Raw genomic sequence first — 15,831 nt, 5'->3', positions numbered from 1 at the left:
CGTTTCGCGACAGCGCTGTTCAGTATCCCCGATGCCTGAAGACAGGCCAGGCAGTATCTTTGCCGCTTCATCTTTCCACCGATCAGTCGATCGCCCAGCCATCGGCAACAAGGTCGTCAAAGCTCTGAAATGTCTCGCTCTCGCCGGTCGTCACGTCGCGGATCATCAGGCCGCTTTCCTCCGCCTGCTTGAGCAGCAGCAGCCCGTAGCGGTCTTCCCAGTGTTTCATGCAGATCGGCAGGCGTTCACGCGGTGGCGTGGCCAGCATTGCATCGACATGGCGGCGTGTAAGCGCGATGAGTTCGTCGGACCAGTTCGGCATGGGCCGTTACCTCCTGTCGGGTTGGGTTGTGCGGGATGCCGGCAGTATGAAGCCGCGCCACGTCAGGAACGGACGTGCGTTGCGGTCTGCGCCTCAGTAATCCGACTGGCCCCAGTCCACCGCCCAGTCGATATGCGCGGGCAGGTCGTGCGAGAGATCGAACACCACGCCCTCGTCATCCCCTTGTTTGCGCGTCAGCCGCTCGATCCGGAAGAAGCTGCGCCCGCTTTCAGCGTTCTGGGCAAAGGGCTGCGCACGCAGGGCCTTCGCGGCCTCTTCGGCCTGCGCCTGGGGCACATGCACGACAATCTCCTGGATGTAGCTGCCAAATCCGTTTGATTTCATGAAGGTATCCTTTCTTGTTGTCGCGCCTCACCGGCGCCGAACCTTGCGCGCCGCGATCAGAATATCCGCAGGCGCTCCGGCGCGATCCGCGTGTCTCCGGGTCGCCAGACATAGGCACAGGGCGTATCTGGGAAATCGAGGCAGGCTGCGTGCGGCGCGTCAACCTCGGGGTGGCCACGCATCTTGTAGTGCCCGACGAACACAGGCTTCTCGCTGGTGCCAAATGCAGGCAGGTCTTCCAGTTCCGGGACCGGCGTATCCGGCAGCACGTCCGGTTTGGGAACCGAAAGGGCCATGTTGCGATAGCTTCGGCCCCCGTCTGCCCACCACTTGACCCGCATCTGGTCGCGCGGCTTTTCATGGAAGTCGATGAAGGTCTCTCCGAGCGGTAGCGGTATTTCCATGCCCTTGAGGAGCAGGTCGGCCGACGCGCCAAACCCCTCGGCGCAATTGGCGACTTCAGGAAGGTCCTGTGATGCGAGCAGTCCATCGGGCCGCCGCGCGCCTACTGCGGCCACCGCGACAGGATCCCACTGCGCATGCACGACGCGGAACGGGCCAAGGTCGATGTAAAGCGGCAGCGTCATGAACCACCTGAGAACCTCGCGTGTGTGCGCATCGCGTGGTGGCGCTACATCCGATGACGCGTTCGCAGGGAACTCATCGAGGAATGTCTGGTGCTGTTTCTTGTTCGCGTCATTGCGTTCGCGCAACCAACCGTCACCCGACGCGTCGGCACCTTGGCTCGGCGTGTGAAACAGCAAGGCGTTGAGTTCATGATTTCCCATGATGGCGCGGGCCTGCCCGGCCTCGACCATTGCACGCACCGTGTCCAGCACACGGGCATTCTCGCTCCCGCCATCGATGAAATCACCAAGAAATACGGCCTGCCATCTGTCGGGATGTGCCCAGACCTCCTGGCCAAGGCTGCCTTGCTCGCGGCGAAACCCCAAACCTTCGAGCGTGAGGATCAGGCGCTGGTAGTCAGCGTGGATGTCGGGAATGATCGCGAACATTCGGTCTCCTGTCGTGAAATGTTGATGCGTGCAGTGGCGTTGAACTTCGGCGCCATCATGACGGACGCCTTGCCGCGATCGACCCTGTGTTCTGACTGACCGCCAAACCTGTTGCCTGAAAGCCCACCCGACGCGCTGCATTCGGTTTGGCATCATGCTCGGCGGCAAGCATCCGGCAGATTGCGCGGTCGTCGTCTGCCTGGCCAAGTAGGCGCGCCCGCTTGCGCACCAGGGCGAAGTCGGCAGGTGTCAGCCCGGCCATATGCCGAACCTCCGGCGGGGCCGCGCGGCCGAAATGGTGCCGGAAACAGGCGTCAAGCTGTGCAGGCTCCAGCGGCTGGAACCCCACGCGGAAGGTGAAGCGCCGCAGCGCGGCACTGTCGATACGCTCGAACAGGTTGGAGGTGCAGGCGAATGGCAGGGAGTGGGTCTCCATCGCTTGCAGCAGTTCATTGACCTGCGACAACTCGAAACTCCGCTCGGCACGGCCGCGATCATGCAGCAGGGCGTCAACCTCGTCAAAGATTAGGAACACCCTGTCCTGTTCGGCCCTGGCGAAGGCTCCCGCGATGGCAGCCTCGGTCTGGCCGACGAACATGCCCAGAAGATCGGAGCCGCGCAGTGCACGCGCCTCCATCCCCAGACGCTCTGCAAGGTGTCGGGCGAAGGCCGACTTGCCGGTACCCGAGGGCCCGTGCAGGAAGAGCGAGAACGCCCGTTCACCGCTGGCCTCAAGGCGCGCGGCCAGTTGCGTGAGGTCGATGTCGGCGTTGGAGAGCGCGGGCAGGAAGCCGTCTTCGCCGGCGTGTCGCGGCAGCCGCGGGGCGTGGCCGTCCTGGAGCGCCTGCACGAGCCCCGCGCTGGCGCGCCTGAGCGTGGCGTGATCCCCCTTCGCCAGCGCCGTGGCCTGCAGCGCCTTGGCATACACGCCGGGGCTTGCGGGCAGATCGCGCACCAGCGCTGTCAGATGCTCTTGCGCGACGGGGATGCTCAGCACCGCCGCCATCCCCGAGACGATGCGCAGGCTTGTCTCGCGCGGCGGCTGATCGACCTTGAGCGCAAGGGTCATACGCCGCCGCACCGTGAGAGGCAGGGCGTCGATGTCGTTCACGATCCAGATTACCGGCACCGGGTTCTTCTCGAACAGGCGATTGACGAAGACCTTGGAGCCAAAACTGCGCAGAAACGGGCCGCCAAAGCCCGAAAACAGGTCTTCGGCCTCGTCAAAGCAGCAGAAGGCCGGCGCGCCGCGATCAAGCAGCATCTGCATCAGGGCAAGCTCTGACACCCGTTCGCCGCGCGACGGCTCTCCACCCTCATGGTCGGTTTCGCCCACATGATAGAGTGGTGCGGCAACGGCCTTGGACAACACCCGGGCCAGTTCCGTCTTGCCTGTGCCGGGGATGCCGTAAAGCAGGATGTTGACCCCGCGCGCGCGGGCCTTGAGCGCGCCGCGCAGGGTCGCGATGGTGAGGTCCAGGTCATCGCCAAGGTGGCGGAAATCATCGGGCTCCAGCGCGGTCGTCACGGGCGTGCCCAGCAGCCGTTCGCGCAAGGCGGCGGCGCTTTCGAAGGCCTCGAAGCCGACGACAAGAAACCGGTCGAGCAGTTCGATACTGTTCGCGAAGTCGCGGCTGTCGGGCATCAGCCGGATCAGGCCGCTGCCGCACAGCCGCCCGGCGGGCGAGAGGCGCTTGCGGATATTGGCCGGCTCAACGTCGAGCACACAGCCCAGGGTTTCGTGCAGGTCGGTCAGCCGGTTATGAATGCGCTCCATCAGGCGGGCGTAGTCGCGGTTGGTTTCGCATATCATCCGGCAGCGCAAGAGGTCCTGCTCGGTCTGGTCAAGGCCCAGAATCTCGCCCAGGTAACCAATATTCCGGCGCAGCATTGCCGCGCGCGGCGCGAGGTTGTCATCGCAGCCGAGGGTGTCGAGCCGCGCGATCAGCTCTTCGGTCGCGCTGGTCCGGGTGAGGCCGGACTTGTTGAACTTGCGATCGTGCCGGGCCACCAGCGGAGCGACCAGCGGCACGAGGCCGGGATATCCGGCTTCGTCGCTGGCGAGTTTCAGCGAGATCACGAGCGGGCGCACAAGATGCGCGTGGCGCGCCCGCGAGCGCAGCACATTGGCAAGAGTGTGGGCGAAGAGCGGGACATTCTGTTGGAATTCGTCGGTTTCAAAAAGGTGTTCTTCTTCCATGGTGCCTCCATCGTTCATCCAGAGGCTATGACACCCATGCGACAGAATCGGACGTGTTCGTGAAAAGGCCCCTTGTTTTGCCGGCTTATGTCGCCTTCGCTGCCACCAGGAGAGGAGCAAGGCCGATGCGTTACGAGAAGGCAGAACAGTTGCTGCGGTTGTGCCACCTGATGGCCGCGCGTAGCCAGGGGGTGACACTCGACATGATCGGCGAGGAATTCGGTGTCTCGCGCCGCACGGCTGAGCGGATGCGCGATGCGGCCCTACGGCTTTTGCCCGAAACCGAGGAGCGCACCGACGAGGCGGGCCTCAAGCACTGGCGCGCGAGCTGCTTGCCCAAAGGCCTGATCACAATCGCGGCCGAGGATGTGACAGCCCTGCATTCGGCCGCCGAGATGATGCGCGGCAGCAACCGGCCGGATGCCGCCGGGCGCCTGAGCGACCTCGCCACGCGGCTGCTTGCCCTGCAGGACCGGCGCGGGCAACTCAGGATCGAGCCTGACCTTGACCTGCTGATGCAGAGCGAGGGGCTGGCGCTGCGACCGGGGCCGCGCGTCTCGGTCGCAGTGGAGCATCTGGAGGTGATCCGCGAGGCCATCCTGTCTGCCCGGCGCATCGCGGTTGCCTATACCCGCCGGCGCGCGAACGCGCCGCGCGACGTGGTGCTGGAGCCTTACGGGCTTCTCTACGGCCCGCGCCCCTATCTGATCGCCAAGCAGGCGGGCAAGCCCGCCGTGCGCCACTACCGCCTTCAGGGGTTGAGCGAAGTTGAACTCACCGGCGAGCATTTCCACCGCGACGAGGATTTCGATCTTCAGGCCTATGGCCGGCGGCTCTTCGGGGTGTTCAACGAAGCGCCTTTTGACGTCTGCTGGCGGTTCGCGCCGCATGTGGCCGAGGATGCCGCCGAATACGTCTTTCACCCCGACCAGACCGTGCAGCGGGCCAATGACGGTGCCCTGATCGTGCGCTTTCGTGCGGCCGGCGCGTTGGAAATGGCCTGGCATCTGCTGACCTGGGGCGAGGCCGTCGAGGTGCTGGAGCCGGAGGATTTCTGGGAACGCGCGGGCATCGCCCCGCCGGGCGGCACCCTTTCGTAATGCTGACAAAGCTTTTCGCGAAGATCGCCGCTGCAAGGCGATGGTGCTAGCTGGGTTGATCGAGGAGAAACCGCGATGACATTGATGATCTGGGTGGGAATCGCTGTCTGCATTGTGCATTCGGGCATGTTCTCGGGGCTCAATCTCGCTTTCTTCTCCATCGGCCGCCTGGATCTGGAGGTGGAGGCGCGCAAGGGTGACCCGGCCGCCCGCAAGGTGCTGGCCCTGCGCAAGAACAGCAATTTTCTGCTGGTGACGATCCTGTGGGGTAATGTCGCGATCAACGTGCTGCTGGCGCTGCTGTCGGGTTCGGTCATGGCCGGGCTGGCGGCGTTCCTGTTCTCGACCGTGGTGATCACCATCTTCGGCGAGATCATTCCCCAGGCGTGGTTCTCGCGCCATGCGCTGCGGGTGGCCTCGACGCTGGCACCGGTCATCCATTTCTACCAGATACTACTCTATCCGGTCGCCAAGCCTACCGCGCTGGTGCTTGACTGGTGGCTGGGTCGCGAAGCAATGCGCTACATGCCAGAGCGCAACATCAAGCAGATGTTGACGCTGCATTTGCAGGCCCCGCAGAGCGACATCAGCCATGTCGAAGGGCTGGGGGCGATCAATTTCCTGACCCTTGACGACGAGCCCTTAGCGCGCGAGGGCGAAGTAATCGACCCTCAGACGATCCTGCAACTGCCATTTCACGACGACAAGCCCATCTTTCCGACGATCGCCGCCGATCCGCAGGACCCGTTCCTGCAAAGACTCAATGCGGCCTCTGGCAAATGGATGATCATCGTCGACGCGGCCGACAGCCCCCGGCTGGCCTTCAATACCGACGCCTTTCTGCGCGCAGCCTTGTTCGATGGTCCGGCATTCGACCCGCTGGCACAGTGCCATGTGCCGATCGTCGCAAAACGGGATGAGACGCGGCTCGACGTCGTGCTCGAACGCCTCTGCGCCGGTCGGCGCAAGGGCGAGGATTCCGCGATCCCCCATGACCTGATCCTGCTGTGGGGCGAAGACCGGCGCGTCATTACCGGCGCTGACCTGCTGGGTCGCCTCCTGCGCGGTGTCGGCGGGCTTCGAGATGGGGTTGTCCGGTAAACCCGGCCCTCAGACGGCCGGGGGCGTTGTGTGCCTCGCCAAGCATGCGCACGTCGCGTTGCGGGAAGAGTATGAAGATGCCATTTTCCCTGAACGCGTCCTAAAGTGCTAGGTAAATGCCCCCCGCGCACGCTCGCCAGCCCCTCATGTGCATCATGCAGCCAGACGCGCAGCACGTAGTCAATCGAGCTGTCGCCAAAGCCGGTGATGTGACAGGCCACGGGACGGTCAGCCAGCACGCGCGGCACTGACCTTGCGGCCTCGATCGCGATGCGGTGGACCAGATGCGGGCCATCGGCATAAGGGGTGCCAAAGGTCAGGTCGATGCGCACGAAATCGTCGGAATGCGACCAGTTGACCACCTGCCCTGTGACCAGATCCTCGTTCGGAATCAGGAATTCGCGCCCGTCGCGGGTCACGGCCGAGACATAGCGCGCGCCCAATTGGCCGATCCAACCGAAAGTGTCGCCGAGGCTGATGACGTCGCCGGGCTTTGTCGACTTGTCCAGCAGGAGGATGATGCCGGACACAAGGTTCGACACCACCTTTTGCAGGCCGAAGCCGATGCCCAGACCGATGGCGCCCGACAGGACCGCAAGTCCGGTCAGGTCGAACCCCACCGCGTGCAACCCGATGACGATGGCACCGCCACTACAAAACGGTCAGGCCCCACAGCTCGCTGGGATACCGCCCGGCCGCACCAGAAGCCTTAGCCCTGATAGACCAGAGACCGACAATGCACTAACAATCGACCCGGACCACTCGGTGGGGGCAGTCCACGCGTGCGCGGGTTGATGCCCGTCGGTTTCGTGCTCGATCCGGCGCGCCAAGGGCAGTCCACGCGTGCGCGGGTTGATGAACGAACCACGCTGACGCCAGACATCCCGGCGCTGCACCCTTGCAGCACCGGGGCACCATCGACAGGTGGTGCAGACGATGCCCCGGAATCTGCCGGCGGCTGTGGCTCGTGTGTCGGGGTCCGGAAAGGCATGTGACGGAATTCCGTCTTGAACGAAAGCCGCTGCTCTGATCTTGCGAGGGCAGTCCGAAAACGTGAGCCCTCCTGATGACCAATCCGCAGATCCTCATCTTTGCAATTCTCATAGCGACGATGGTGTTGTTCGTCTGGGGGCGGTTCCGGCATGATCTGGTTGCGCTCCTGGCGCTGATGGCCTGCGTGGTGGGCGGGCTGGTGCCGGCGGCCGATGCCTTTGCGGGGTTCGGCCATCCGGCAGTGATCACCGTGGCCTGTGTGCTTGTCCTGAGTCAGGGCTTGCAGAACACCGGCGCGGTGGACTGGCTGGCGCGCTCGGTCCTGCCGCGCGAGGCCGGGCGACTGACCAGCATGGCCGCCCTGATGGGCCTTGGCGCGGTGCTGTCGGGGTTCATGAACAACGTGGGCGCGATGGCGCTGTTGATGCCGGTCGCCGTGCAGCTTTCTGGGCGGCTGGACCTGACGCCCGGACAGGTGCTGATGCCGCTGGCCTTCGGCACCATCCTGGGCGGCATGACCACGCTGATCGGCACGCCGCCGAACCTGATCGTGTCGGGCTTTCGCGACGAGGCGGGTCTGGGCCATTTCGCCATGTTCGATTTCGCCCCCGTGGGTGCGGCCGTGGCGGTGGCAGGGATTGCTTTCGTGGCGCTGGTCGGCTGGCGTCTGGTGCCCGCACGCAAGGCCTCGGGGGCTGAAGGATTTGACACCGGCAGCTATTTGACCGAGGTGCGCGTGCCTGAGGACAGCAAGGCCGTGGGTCTGACCCTGCGCAAGTTCGAAAGCGAAATCGAGGGGAGCGACGCGCAGGTCACGGGTCTTGTGCGCAACGAGGTGCGCATGACTGCGCCGCATGGTGGCCGGCGCATCCGCGACGGCGACATCCTTGTGCTGGAGGCCGATGTCGAAGCGCTGGCCAAGGCGCTGTCGGACTTCGGGATCAAGCTGGAAGGCCAGGAGTTGTCGTCGGAGAAGGACGACACGACGAAAGCGAAAGCCGCCGAACGCAAAAAGACGGCCAAGGCGGAAGGCGACGCCGAGGAAGACGATGAAAGCAAGCGCGACGAGGATATCGTGCTGCGCGAACTGGCCGTGCTGCCCAGCTCAAGCATCGTCGGGCGCTCGGCCAGCGACCTGCGGCTGCGCACCCGCTACGGGCTGAACCTGCTGGCCGTCTCGCGCGAGGGGCGGACACCGAAGACACGGCTGCGCACGCTCAAGCTGAAATCCGGCGACCTGCTGCTGATGCAGGGCCCGGCCGAGGTGATGGCGGATTTCATCAACGACACCGGCTGCGTGCCGCTGGGCGAGCGGGAGTTGCGCATCCCCGACAAACGCATGGCGATCATCGCTGGCGCGATCATGCTGGGGTCGGTCGGCGTCGTCACGCTGGGGCTGCTACCCGCGGCCGCAGCATTCACATTGGGGGTAATTGTTTCCATGCTGTTGCGGACCGTGCCGCCACGCCAGGTTTATACTGCCATCGACTGGCCTGTGATCATCCTCCTGGCCGCGCTGATCCCGGTTGCCGACGCGATGCAGACCACCGGGGCAGCCGATTTGCTGGCGCGGTTTCTGGTCGACACTGTCGCGCAGGGCAATGCCATCGCGGCGCTGGCGGTGGTCCTGATCACCACCATGTTCCTGTCGGATGTGATGAACAATGCCGCCACCGCTGCCGTACTGTGCCCCATCGCCATCGGCATCGCCGCCACACTGGGCGTCAATCCTGACAGCTTCCTGATGGCAGTGGCAATTGGCGCCTCCTGCGCCTTCCTCACTCCCATCGGCCACCAGAACAATACCCTGATCCTTGGCCCCGGGGGCTTCGGCTTCGGCGACTACTGGAAGCTCGGCCTGCCGCTTGAGGTGGTGGTGGTGGCCGTCAGCATCCCGCTGTTGCTGATTGTATGGCCACTGTGAGGCGCCGATGACCCTCGCGATTGGACTGGTCCTTGCAATACTGTTGTTGGCGCTGGTCCTTTTCGTTGCCGAATGGATCCGCATGGATCTCGTCGCCCTGCTGGTGCTGTCGGCCCTGGCGCTCAGCGGTCTGGTGTCCCCGGCAGAGGCGTTTTCGGGGTTATCCAACCCCGCCGTGATCACCGTCTGGGCGATGTTCATCATGAGCGAGGGGCTTGCCCGGACCGGCATTGCCGAGGGGATCGGCCGGCACATCGCCCATGTCGCCGGCACCAGCGAGGTCCGGATGATCATGCTGTTCATGCTGGTGGGCGGCGGGCTGTCGGCCTTCATGAACAACATCGGCGTGGCCGCGCCCTCCTGGTGCCCGTCGCCGTCGAGGTGGCGCGCCGCAGCGGCGTGGCGCCGTCGCGGCTGCTCATGCCGCTGGCCTATGGCACGCTGCTGGGCGGCACGATGACCCAGATCGGCACGCCGCCCAACCTGCTGATCCACATGTCCCTGCGCGAGGCCGGGCTTCCCGGCATGGGGTTCTTCCAGTTCGCCTGGCTGGGCCTGCCCATGCTGCTGGTCGGCACCGCCTTCATGGCGCTGGCCGGGCGTCACCTGCTACCAAGCCGCGCCCTTGGCGCCGATGAGGCGGTGCCCCGCGACCTGCGCTCCGTCTGGCAGCTTGACGAGCGCATCCTGGCGCTGCGCACCCTCGAGGGATCAGCCATGGCCGGGCGCAGCATCGCCAATTCGGGGCTTGGATCGGCCGCAAGCCTGCTGGTGATCGCGCCGGGCGCACCACCGCGCTTCCACATGCCGACATGGGCCTGCAGGCGGACGATGTCCTGCTGGTTCAGGGGCGCGCCGACCGTTTCGAGCGGCTCGACCACTGGGCCGGCGCGCCAGCGCGGCCCCCAACGCGGCGAATCCCAGCAGGATCGGCGCCGGGCCAAAGCGACCCGCCCCCGGCCTGCTGCGCCAGTTCATGCCAAAGGGCACCGATCTGAGCGATGCCTGCCAGATATGGCTCAACGACGTCGCCGCCCTGATGAACACCGTCCCAGGAAAACTCTGGGCTGGAGAACACCCGCCGAAGCCATGGTGGACGAAATCGCAGCCTTCAGATCAATCGTTGCACTTGAAGTTGGAATCTAAGGCCTTAACGCGCTAAATTTCAATTATTGACGCCACGCAAGACCGCGCGCACCGGTCGCCGCTTGCCATCTTCGACGCTATCTGCTGAAGCTTTGCCAACCCCAATCGACGGAGCCCCGATGACCGCCGATCAGTTGGTCCTGTTTGCCATCCTGGCAGTCGCCATGGCCTTCTTTCTCTGGGGGCGGATCCGCTATGACATCGTCGCCCTGTCGGCGCTGGCCATCGGGGTCGCTACGGGGATAGTGCCGGTCCAGCAGACTTTCGCGGGCTTCGGGCATCAGGCGACGATGATTGTCGTGGTGGTGCTGATCGTATCGGCCGGCCTAACCCGGTCGGGTGCGATGATCTGGCTTACCCGAGCGCTGGCCAGCAAGAATCGTCCGGTGATGGTTCAAATCGTTATCATGGGCACCACTGCGGCGATCATGTCGGCCTTCATGAACAACATCGCGGCACTGGCCCTGCTGATGCCTATAGATATCCAGGCCGCACGAAAGGCCGGACGTCCGCCGGGGCAGACGCTCATGCCGCTGGCCTTTGCCAGCATGCTTGGCGGCGTAATGACGATGATTGGCACGCCGCCCAACATTATCGTCTCGACCTTTCGCGCCGACCAGACCGGCGAGGCCTTCAGGATGTTCGACTACACCTTGCACGGCGGAGTGGTGGCGATCGCCGGGCTGGCATTCGTGACCCTGATCGGCTGGCGCCTGTTGCCGCTTCGCAAGGGCGCAGAACAGTCCGGGACTGCGCAACTGGAGGGCTTCATCTCGGAACTGGTCATCCCCGAGGACTCGAAGCTTGAAGGTCAGCGGGTACGCGACATCGAGGCGAAAGCCGAGCGCGCCGATCTGGCAATCCTGTCGGTACTGCGCGACCGCAAACGCCGCCACGGTCCTGCGCGCAACCTGAAACTGCGAGGCGGAGACGTCCTGGTCGTCAGCGGCGCTTCCGAAGGCCTGGAAGAGTTTCGTGCGGGTCTGAAGCTGAAGTTTCACGACAAAAAGACCAGTGATAACTCCGACAAGGAAGGCACGGACAAGACCGCAGGCAAAAAGGACCGCAGCATCGACACCGCCATCGGTGCTGGAATGGTCATGATCGAGGTTGCTGTCCCGCATGACGCGCGCATAGTCGGCAAGACGGCGCAGTCCATCGGGCTGTCCTGGCGACAGCAGGCCATCCTTGTCGGCCTGTCCCGTCAGGGACGCAACATCCGCGACCGCATCCGCCGCTCGGTCATCCATCCAGGCGACATCCTGCTGCTGCTGGTGCCCGAGGAAACGCGGACCGAAGTTGCCGAATGGCTGGGGGGCATCGTGTTGACCGGGCGAGAGAAGGCGGTCATCCATGTCTGGAAGACCGCCATCGCCATAGGGCTGTTCGCGGCGGCTGTTCTTGCGGCAAGCGTCGAGCTGTTACCCCTTCCCGTGGCGCTGGTCTTCGTCATCATTGGCTATGCTCTGAGCCGGATTCTTCCTCTCGACGAGCTCTATTCCCATGTCAACTGGCCCGTGGTCGTGCTGCTCGGCGCGCTGATCCCGCTTGGCATGGCGCTGGAAACCACCGGCGGCGCGGCACTGATCGCGGACGGGTTGATGTATCTCGCACGGGATCTTCCGCCATGGGCGGCCCTGGCGCTGATCATGGCGGTGGTCATGACTATGTCCGACATCCTCAACAATAATGCCACGACCGTGCTGGCTGCGCCCGTGGTCTATCGGCTGGCGGAGCTGATGGAGGTCAACCCCGATCCGTTCCTCATGGGGCTTGCCCTCTCGGCATCCTGCGCGTTTCTGACCCCCATCGGGCATCAGAACAACACCGTCGTGATGGGACCGGGTGGCTACCGCTTTTCCGACTACTGGCGCATGGGCTTGCCTCTGGAAATCATCATCATCGCCGTAGGGGTGCCGATGATCCTGTTGGTCTGGCCGGTTTAGCGCAGCCCTCCCTGACCTGCGGATTCAGGGTCCCGTCGGCGGGGGAGGCGAAACGGCAAAGCTTCTTCCAGAGCTTCTGAACGCCGACGACCTTTTCGCCGATGGCCGTGGGGGCGCCCAGCTTTTCTGCCAGATAGGGTGCCGCGCTGAAATGATCGGCGTGGGGGGTGTCGAGAATCCAGACTACTTCCAGGCCTTCCGGGCGTTGTTGCGTAAGTTACGCCTGAGGCATGACACCCCTTTGCCCGTACGCATCAGGCCACACGAACGATCTCGACCGTTCCAAGGGCCATCAGCATGGTGATACGGGATCTGGACGGCCAGCGTCTACTGTCGTCGGCATAAGGTGGTGTAGTCGGGCACGGCATAGTCCAGGTCCGCCATCTTCAGCCGGCTGGCTACCATTCTGGTCGTTTGCCGCAACGGCAGCTTGAACAGGACTTGATGGTCAGACAGAACTGGATTGCCGCATCCGAGAATACGACAGGGCGACCGGGGCTGCCGTTATGCGTCGCAAGCCAGGTCATCTCCTTGTCCAGCCAGATCAACAGGGACCCACGCTTGCGAAACGAAACCGTGTAGCTGGACCAGTTCGTCGTGCGGTAGCGGGCAGGCGATGGCGTGCTCATGCAGCTCCTCTAACCGCATGGATTCGCAATGTGAATCCTCGACGGTCAGAGTTCTCCAACAACGCCCGTCGCCTGCGCCAATGCGCGCAAGCTCGGCACCTGCAATCAGCGCCGATCATTCCGCCGCGCTGAACTGGAAGAGGCGGTGCTCGATCTGCTGCGCACCCGGCTGATGCAGCCAGAGGCCGTGGCCGAGTTCATCACCGTCTTCGGTCGCGAGGTGAACGCGCAGCGCGGCGATGAGACCGCGCAACGCAGCCGCCTGGAAGCCGAACTCAGCGCGCTCATTCGCAAGCTTGACGGGCTTTACGACGCCATCGCCGAAGGGCTGCGCACACCCGGCTTGAAGGACAAGCTGGAAGAGCTGGAAGCGCGCAAGGCAGAGCTTGATGCCAAGCTCACCGCCCCTGCCCCATCGCCGGTACGCCTGCAGCCGAACCTCGCCGCGCTATACCGCGAGAAGGTTGCGCAACTGGCCGCGACGCTCGCCGATCCCGAGATCCGCACCCCGGCGCTGGAGGGTAAGCGCGACGCCGCTCCCCTCCTGCCATTTCTGATCTGAAGCCAGCATTCTCCGCGCACATGTGCAGCGGAGGTGTTGGATTTGGAGAGAGACGGCAAAATGGGCGTCCATTTGGACGGCTCAAGGGGTGTTGGAGTTTCCCGGCTGGAAGTGATCGAGGGTCCGAGTGGTCGGCGGCGGCGCACGAAGGCAGAGCGGGCGCGGATCGCGGCGGAGAGCATGATGCCGGGGGTGACGGTCGCCGATGTTGCGCGCAAGCACGGCACGACGCGCTGGCAGATTTACGATTGGCGCAAGCAGATACGCAAAGGCAATCTGGTGGTGCCCGAGAGCGTGGCGGCCTTGCCGATCTTCGCGGAGCTGGTGGTCGATGACAGCGCGGCGGAGGCGCCGCCGGCGCGTGGCGCGTCCGAGGTGGAGATTGTCATCGGCGATATCGTGATCCGTGCTGGCGCTGGTGTCGATGAGGGCCAGCTGACGCGGGCGATCCGCGCGGCACGGGCCGCGGCATCGTGATGTTCGGACAGGGCGGGCCGGTGAAGGTCTTCGTGGCGACCCGGCCGGTGGACTTCCGAAAGGGCATCGATGGGCTGTCGCTGGCGGTGCAGGAGATGTTCGGGATGGATCCGTTTTGCGGAGCCGCCTTCGTCTTCCGGGCGAAGCGGGCGGACCGGATCAAGCTGCTGATCTGGGATCAGACCGGGATGGTTCTGGTTCACAAGCGGCTGGAGGGTGGCAAGTTCGTCTGGCCACAGGTGCGCGACGGGGTCATGCGCATGTCCAGCGCGCAGTTTGCGGCCCTTTTTGAAGGCATGGATTGGCGGTTGGTCCGACCGGAGCGAGCGCGGCGTCCGCTGGCGGCAGGATAATCGGAAAGAGCCCGGAAATCCCCATTTTTACTGGAAAAAAGACGCGTTCCGTGATTCACTTCCTGCCATGGATGCCACTGATCTTGCACGCGAGAATGCCCTGCTGAAAGCTCGCCTCGCCGAGGTTGAGGCATCGCTGGCAGAGTCCCAGGAGGCCAATCGGCGGCTGCAGGATATCCTGCGCATTGCGCAGCGCGAGAAGTTCGGCAAAAGCTCCGAGAAGCTGTCGCCGGACCAGTTCAACCTTCCCCTGGAAGATGCCGAATTTGCCCAGGGCGTGCTCGAGGCGGCGCAGGAGAAGGCCGAAGCGGCGATGCAACGGGCGCGCGGTGAAGAGCCCCGCAAGCCGAAGCGCAATCGTGGCCATCTGCCGTCCCATCTGCCCCGGGTCGAGCGCGTGATCGAGCCTGCCAGCACGCTCTGCCCTTGTGGCTGCGGTGCAATGGCAAAGATCGGCGAAGACGTGTCCGAGCGGCTGGATGTGATCCCGGCCCAGTTCCGGGTGTTGGTCACGCGGCGCCCGAAATATGCCTGCCGCCGCTGCTCGCAAGCCGTGGCGCAAGCGCATGCCCCTGAGCATGTCGTGCCCGGCGGCCTGCCCACCGAGCTGTTCATCGCCTGGATCATCGTCTCGAAATTCGGCGATCACCTGCCGTTCTACCGGCAGGCCGAGATCTTCAAGCGACAGGGGATCAACCTGGATCGCGGCACGCTCGGCAACTGGGTCGGTCGTGCGTGCTTCCATCTGATGCCGGTCATCAACCGCATGCGTGCCCATCTGCGCGGCGCCCATCGCATCTTCGTGGATGAAACCCGTGCGCCGGTGCTGGAACCGGGCCTGAAACGCACCAAGAGCGGCTTCTTCTGGGCCGTCGTGTCCGACGATCGCGGTCATGGTGGCGCGGACCCACCCATCGTGCTGTTCCATTACGCACCGGGCCGGGGCAAGGCGCACCCGCTGAACTTCCTCGCCGGATATCGCGGTCGGTTCCTGCAATGTGACACCTACCAGTCCTACAACGCGCTGACAGAGATCGCGCGCGACACTGGCCCGTGGCAGCTGGTCTATTGCTGGACGCATGTGCGCCGCCGCTTCGTGAAACGCTTCGAGAGCGATGGCTCACCCATCCCCGAGGAAATACTGCGCCAGATCGCGCTGCTCTATCAGATCGAGAAGTCCGTGCGCGGGAAGGAGGCGGCTGTCCGGCTGGCCGCCCGGCGTGAACATGCTTCCCCGATCATCGCGGCGCTAAAGCCATGGCTGGAAGCCCAACTCTCGCGTATCCCGCAGAAATCCCAGCTCGCCGAAGACATCCGCTACACGCTGGGGCATTGGCCCGGCCTGATCCGCTTCCTCGAGGACGGCACGCTGGAACTCGACACCAATCCGGTCGAAAACCAGATCAGGCCGATAGCCCTCACAAGGAAGAATGCACTATTTGCAGGGAATGAAGTTGGCGCCGAGAACTGGGCCATGCTCGCCTCGCTGGTCGCCACGTGCAAGATGTCCGAGGTGAACCCAGTCGATTACATCGCCACAACCCTGCGCGCCATCCTGGACGGTCACCCGCAAAGCAGCATCGAAGACCTCATGCCGTGGCGCTTCAATCAGACGTCAAGCCTCGCCGCATACGGTCACCCCGTCGCGCTTACGCTGGAGGTGATCCGCGGCCTGATCGAGCGGGTGACGGTGAAGGAGGGCCCGGAGGGCGTGGTT

The 15,831-nt window shown here is 64.3% G+C and carries 12 protein-coding genes and 6 pseudogenes; 11 read left to right on the top strand and 7 right to left on the bottom strand.

What is annotated here, in order from left to right; translation table 11 throughout:
• Nucleotides 1-82: 82 nt before the first annotated feature.
• The 4 genes from DQ229_RS05775 to DQ229_RS05760 form a co-directional block, all read right to left on the bottom strand.
• Nucleotides 83-322 (bottom strand): hypothetical protein, encoded by a 240-nt coding sequence (locus tag DQ229_RS05775; RefSeq protein ID WP_114965328.1) that lies wholly within the window; start codon nt 320-322, stop codon nt 83-85.
• Between the two features lie 93 nt (nt 323-415).
• Nucleotides 416-667, bottom strand: coding sequence for a hypothetical protein (locus tag DQ229_RS05770; RefSeq protein ID WP_114965327.1), 252 nt, complete (start codon nt 665-667; stop codon nt 416-418).
• Nucleotides 668-723: 56 nt separating this feature from the next.
• A complete protein-coding gene (locus tag DQ229_RS05765; protein WP_162300765.1) occupies nt 724-1,683 on the bottom strand; it encodes a metallophosphoesterase in 960 nt (319 codons plus the stop codon).
• Nucleotides 1,684-1,738: 55 nt separating this feature from the next.
• Nucleotides 1,739-3,883: an AAA family ATPase gene (locus DQ229_RS05760; RefSeq protein WP_162300764.1), complete on the bottom strand. Its 2,145-nt coding sequence runs from the start codon at nt 3,881-3,883 to the stop codon at nt 1,739-1,741.
• A gap of 125 nt (nt 3,884-4,008) precedes the next feature.
• On the opposite strand from DQ229_RS05760, the gene DQ229_RS05755 reads away from it, so the two are divergent.
• Complete coding sequence (locus DQ229_RS05755; RefSeq protein WP_114965324.1) at nt 4,009-4,983, top strand: helix-turn-helix transcriptional regulator; 975 nt, start codon at nt 4,009-4,011, stop codon at nt 4,981-4,983.
• Between the two features lie 75 nt (nt 4,984-5,058).
• Complete coding sequence (locus DQ229_RS05750) at nt 5,059-6,084, top strand: DUF21 domain-containing protein (RefSeq protein ID WP_114965323.1); 1,026 nt, start codon at nt 5,059-5,061, stop codon at nt 6,082-6,084.
• On the opposite strand, the pseudogene DQ229_RS05745 reads toward DQ229_RS05750, so the two are convergent.
• Nucleotides 6,014-6,734, bottom strand: a pseudogene (locus DQ229_RS05745) (mechanosensitive ion channel family protein); the annotation flags it as partial. The gene DQ229_RS05750 and the pseudogene DQ229_RS05745 overlap by 71 nt on opposite strands.
• Nucleotides 6,735-7,150: 416 nt before the next feature.
• On the opposite strand from DQ229_RS05745, the gene DQ229_RS05740 reads away from it, so the two are divergent.
• The 5 genes and pseudogenes from DQ229_RS05740 to DQ229_RS05720 all read left to right on the top strand — a co-directional run bounded on the left by DQ229_RS05740 (nt 7,151) and on the right by DQ229_RS05720 (nt 12,093).
• A complete protein-coding gene (locus DQ229_RS05740) occupies nt 7,151-9,001 on the top strand; it encodes an SLC13 family permease (protein ID WP_114965322.1) in 1,851 nt (616 codons plus the stop codon).
• A 7-nt stretch (nt 9,002-9,008) separates the two neighbouring features.
• Nucleotides 9,009-9,461: an SLC13 family permease gene (locus DQ229_RS16895; protein WP_202909516.1), complete on the top strand. Its 453-nt coding sequence runs from the start codon at nt 9,009-9,011 to the stop codon at nt 9,459-9,461.
• Nucleotides 9,365-9,571 (top strand): annotated as a pseudogene (locus DQ229_RS16995) (SLC13 family permease); the annotation flags it as partial. The gene DQ229_RS16895 and the pseudogene DQ229_RS16995, both read left to right, overlap by 97 nt.
• A gap of 385 nt (nt 9,572-9,956) precedes the next feature.
• Nucleotides 9,957-10,147, top strand: a pseudogene (locus tag DQ229_RS16990) (IS30 family transposase); the annotation flags it as partial.
• Between the two features lie 119 nt (nt 10,148-10,266).
• The gene (locus tag DQ229_RS05720; protein WP_114965320.1) at nt 10,267-12,093 is read left to right on the top strand and encodes an SLC13 family permease; all 1,827 of its coding nucleotides are present in this window, start codon (nt 10,267-10,269) and stop codon (nt 12,091-12,093) included.
• 28 nt (nt 12,094-12,121) lie between these two features.
• On the opposite strand, the pseudogene DQ229_RS16745 reads toward DQ229_RS05720, so the two are convergent.
• Both DQ229_RS16745 and DQ229_RS05710 read right to left on the bottom strand, forming a co-directional pair.
• Nucleotides 12,122-12,289, bottom strand: a pseudogene (locus DQ229_RS16745) (MBL fold metallo-hydrolase); the annotation flags it as partial.
• 134 nt (nt 12,290-12,423) lie between these two features.
• Nucleotides 12,424-12,722, bottom strand: a pseudogene (locus tag DQ229_RS05710) (transposase); the annotation flags it as partial.
• Between the two features lie 145 nt (nt 12,723-12,867).
• Here DQ229_RS05710 and DQ229_RS05705 point away from each other — a divergent pair.
• The 4 genes and pseudogenes from DQ229_RS05705 to tnpC all read left to right on the top strand — a co-directional run.
• On the top strand, nt 12,868-13,284 hold the full coding sequence (locus DQ229_RS05705; RefSeq protein ID WP_114965319.1) for a hypothetical protein: 417 nt from the start codon (nt 12,868-12,870) through the stop codon (nt 13,282-13,284).
• A 60-nt stretch (nt 13,285-13,344) separates the two neighbouring features.
• Entirely contained in the window at nt 13,345-13,761 is a 417-nt protein-coding gene (gene tnpA / locus DQ229_RS05700; RefSeq protein WP_114965318.1) for an IS66-like element accessory protein TnpA, read from the top strand.
• Entirely contained in the window at nt 13,761-14,114 is a 354-nt protein-coding gene (tnpB, locus tag DQ229_RS05695; RefSeq protein WP_114965317.1) for an IS66 family insertion sequence element accessory protein TnpB, read from the top strand. Before tnpA ends, tnpB begins: the two co-directional genes overlap by 1 nt.
• Before the next feature lie 67 nt (nt 14,115-14,181).
• Nucleotides 14,182-15,720, top strand: a pseudogene (tnpC, locus tag DQ229_RS05690) (IS66 family transposase); the annotation flags it as partial.
• Nucleotides 15,721-15,831 lie beyond the last annotated feature (111 nt).

Source organism: Alkalilacustris brevis, from assembly GCF_003350345.1.
In the GTDB taxonomy this organism is placed as follows: Bacteria; Pseudomonadota; Alphaproteobacteria; order Rhodobacterales; family Rhodobacteraceae; genus Alkalilacustris; species Alkalilacustris brevis.
The sequence above is the reverse complement of the archived record's forward strand: the minus strand, read 5'-3'. Positions and strand labels throughout refer to the sequence as shown.

Excerpts from the sequence above, each read along its gene's own strand:
- DQ229_RS05740 (WP_114965322.1), top strand. The coding sequence starts at position 7,151 with ATGACCAATCCGCAGATCCTCATCTTTGCAATTCTCATAGCGACGATG.
- tnpB (WP_114965317.1), top strand. The coding sequence starts at position 13,761 with ATGTTCGGACAGGGCGGGCCGGTGAAGGTCTTCGTGGCGACCCGGCCG.
- DQ229_RS16895 (WP_202909516.1), top strand. The coding sequence starts at position 9,009 with ATGACCCTCGCGATTGGACTGGTCCTTGCAATACTGTTGTTGGCGCTG.
- DQ229_RS05755 (WP_114965324.1), top strand. The coding sequence starts at position 4,009 with ATGCGTTACGAGAAGGCAGAACAGTTGCTGCGGTTGTGCCACCTGATG.
- DQ229_RS05760 (WP_162300764.1), bottom strand. The coding sequence starts at position 3,883 with ATGGAAGAAGAACACCTTTTTGAAACCGACGAATTCCAACAGAATGTC.
- DQ229_RS05750 (WP_114965323.1), top strand. The coding sequence starts at position 5,059 with ATGACATTGATGATCTGGGTGGGAATCGCTGTCTGCATTGTGCATTCG.
- DQ229_RS05775 (WP_114965328.1), bottom strand. The coding sequence starts at position 322 with ATGCCGAACTGGTCCGACGAACTCATCGCGCTTACACGCCGCCATGTC.
- tnpA (WP_114965318.1), top strand. The coding sequence starts at position 13,345 with ATGGGCGTCCATTTGGACGGCTCAAGGGGTGTTGGAGTTTCCCGGCTG.
- DQ229_RS05765 (WP_162300765.1), bottom strand. The coding sequence starts at position 1,683 with ATGTTCGCGATCATTCCCGACATCCACGCTGACTACCAGCGCCTGATC.
- DQ229_RS05770 (WP_114965327.1), bottom strand. The coding sequence starts at position 667 with ATGAAATCAAACGGATTTGGCAGCTACATCCAGGAGATTGTCGTGCAT.
- DQ229_RS05720 (WP_114965320.1), top strand. The coding sequence starts at position 10,267 with ATGACCGCCGATCAGTTGGTCCTGTTTGCCATCCTGGCAGTCGCCATG.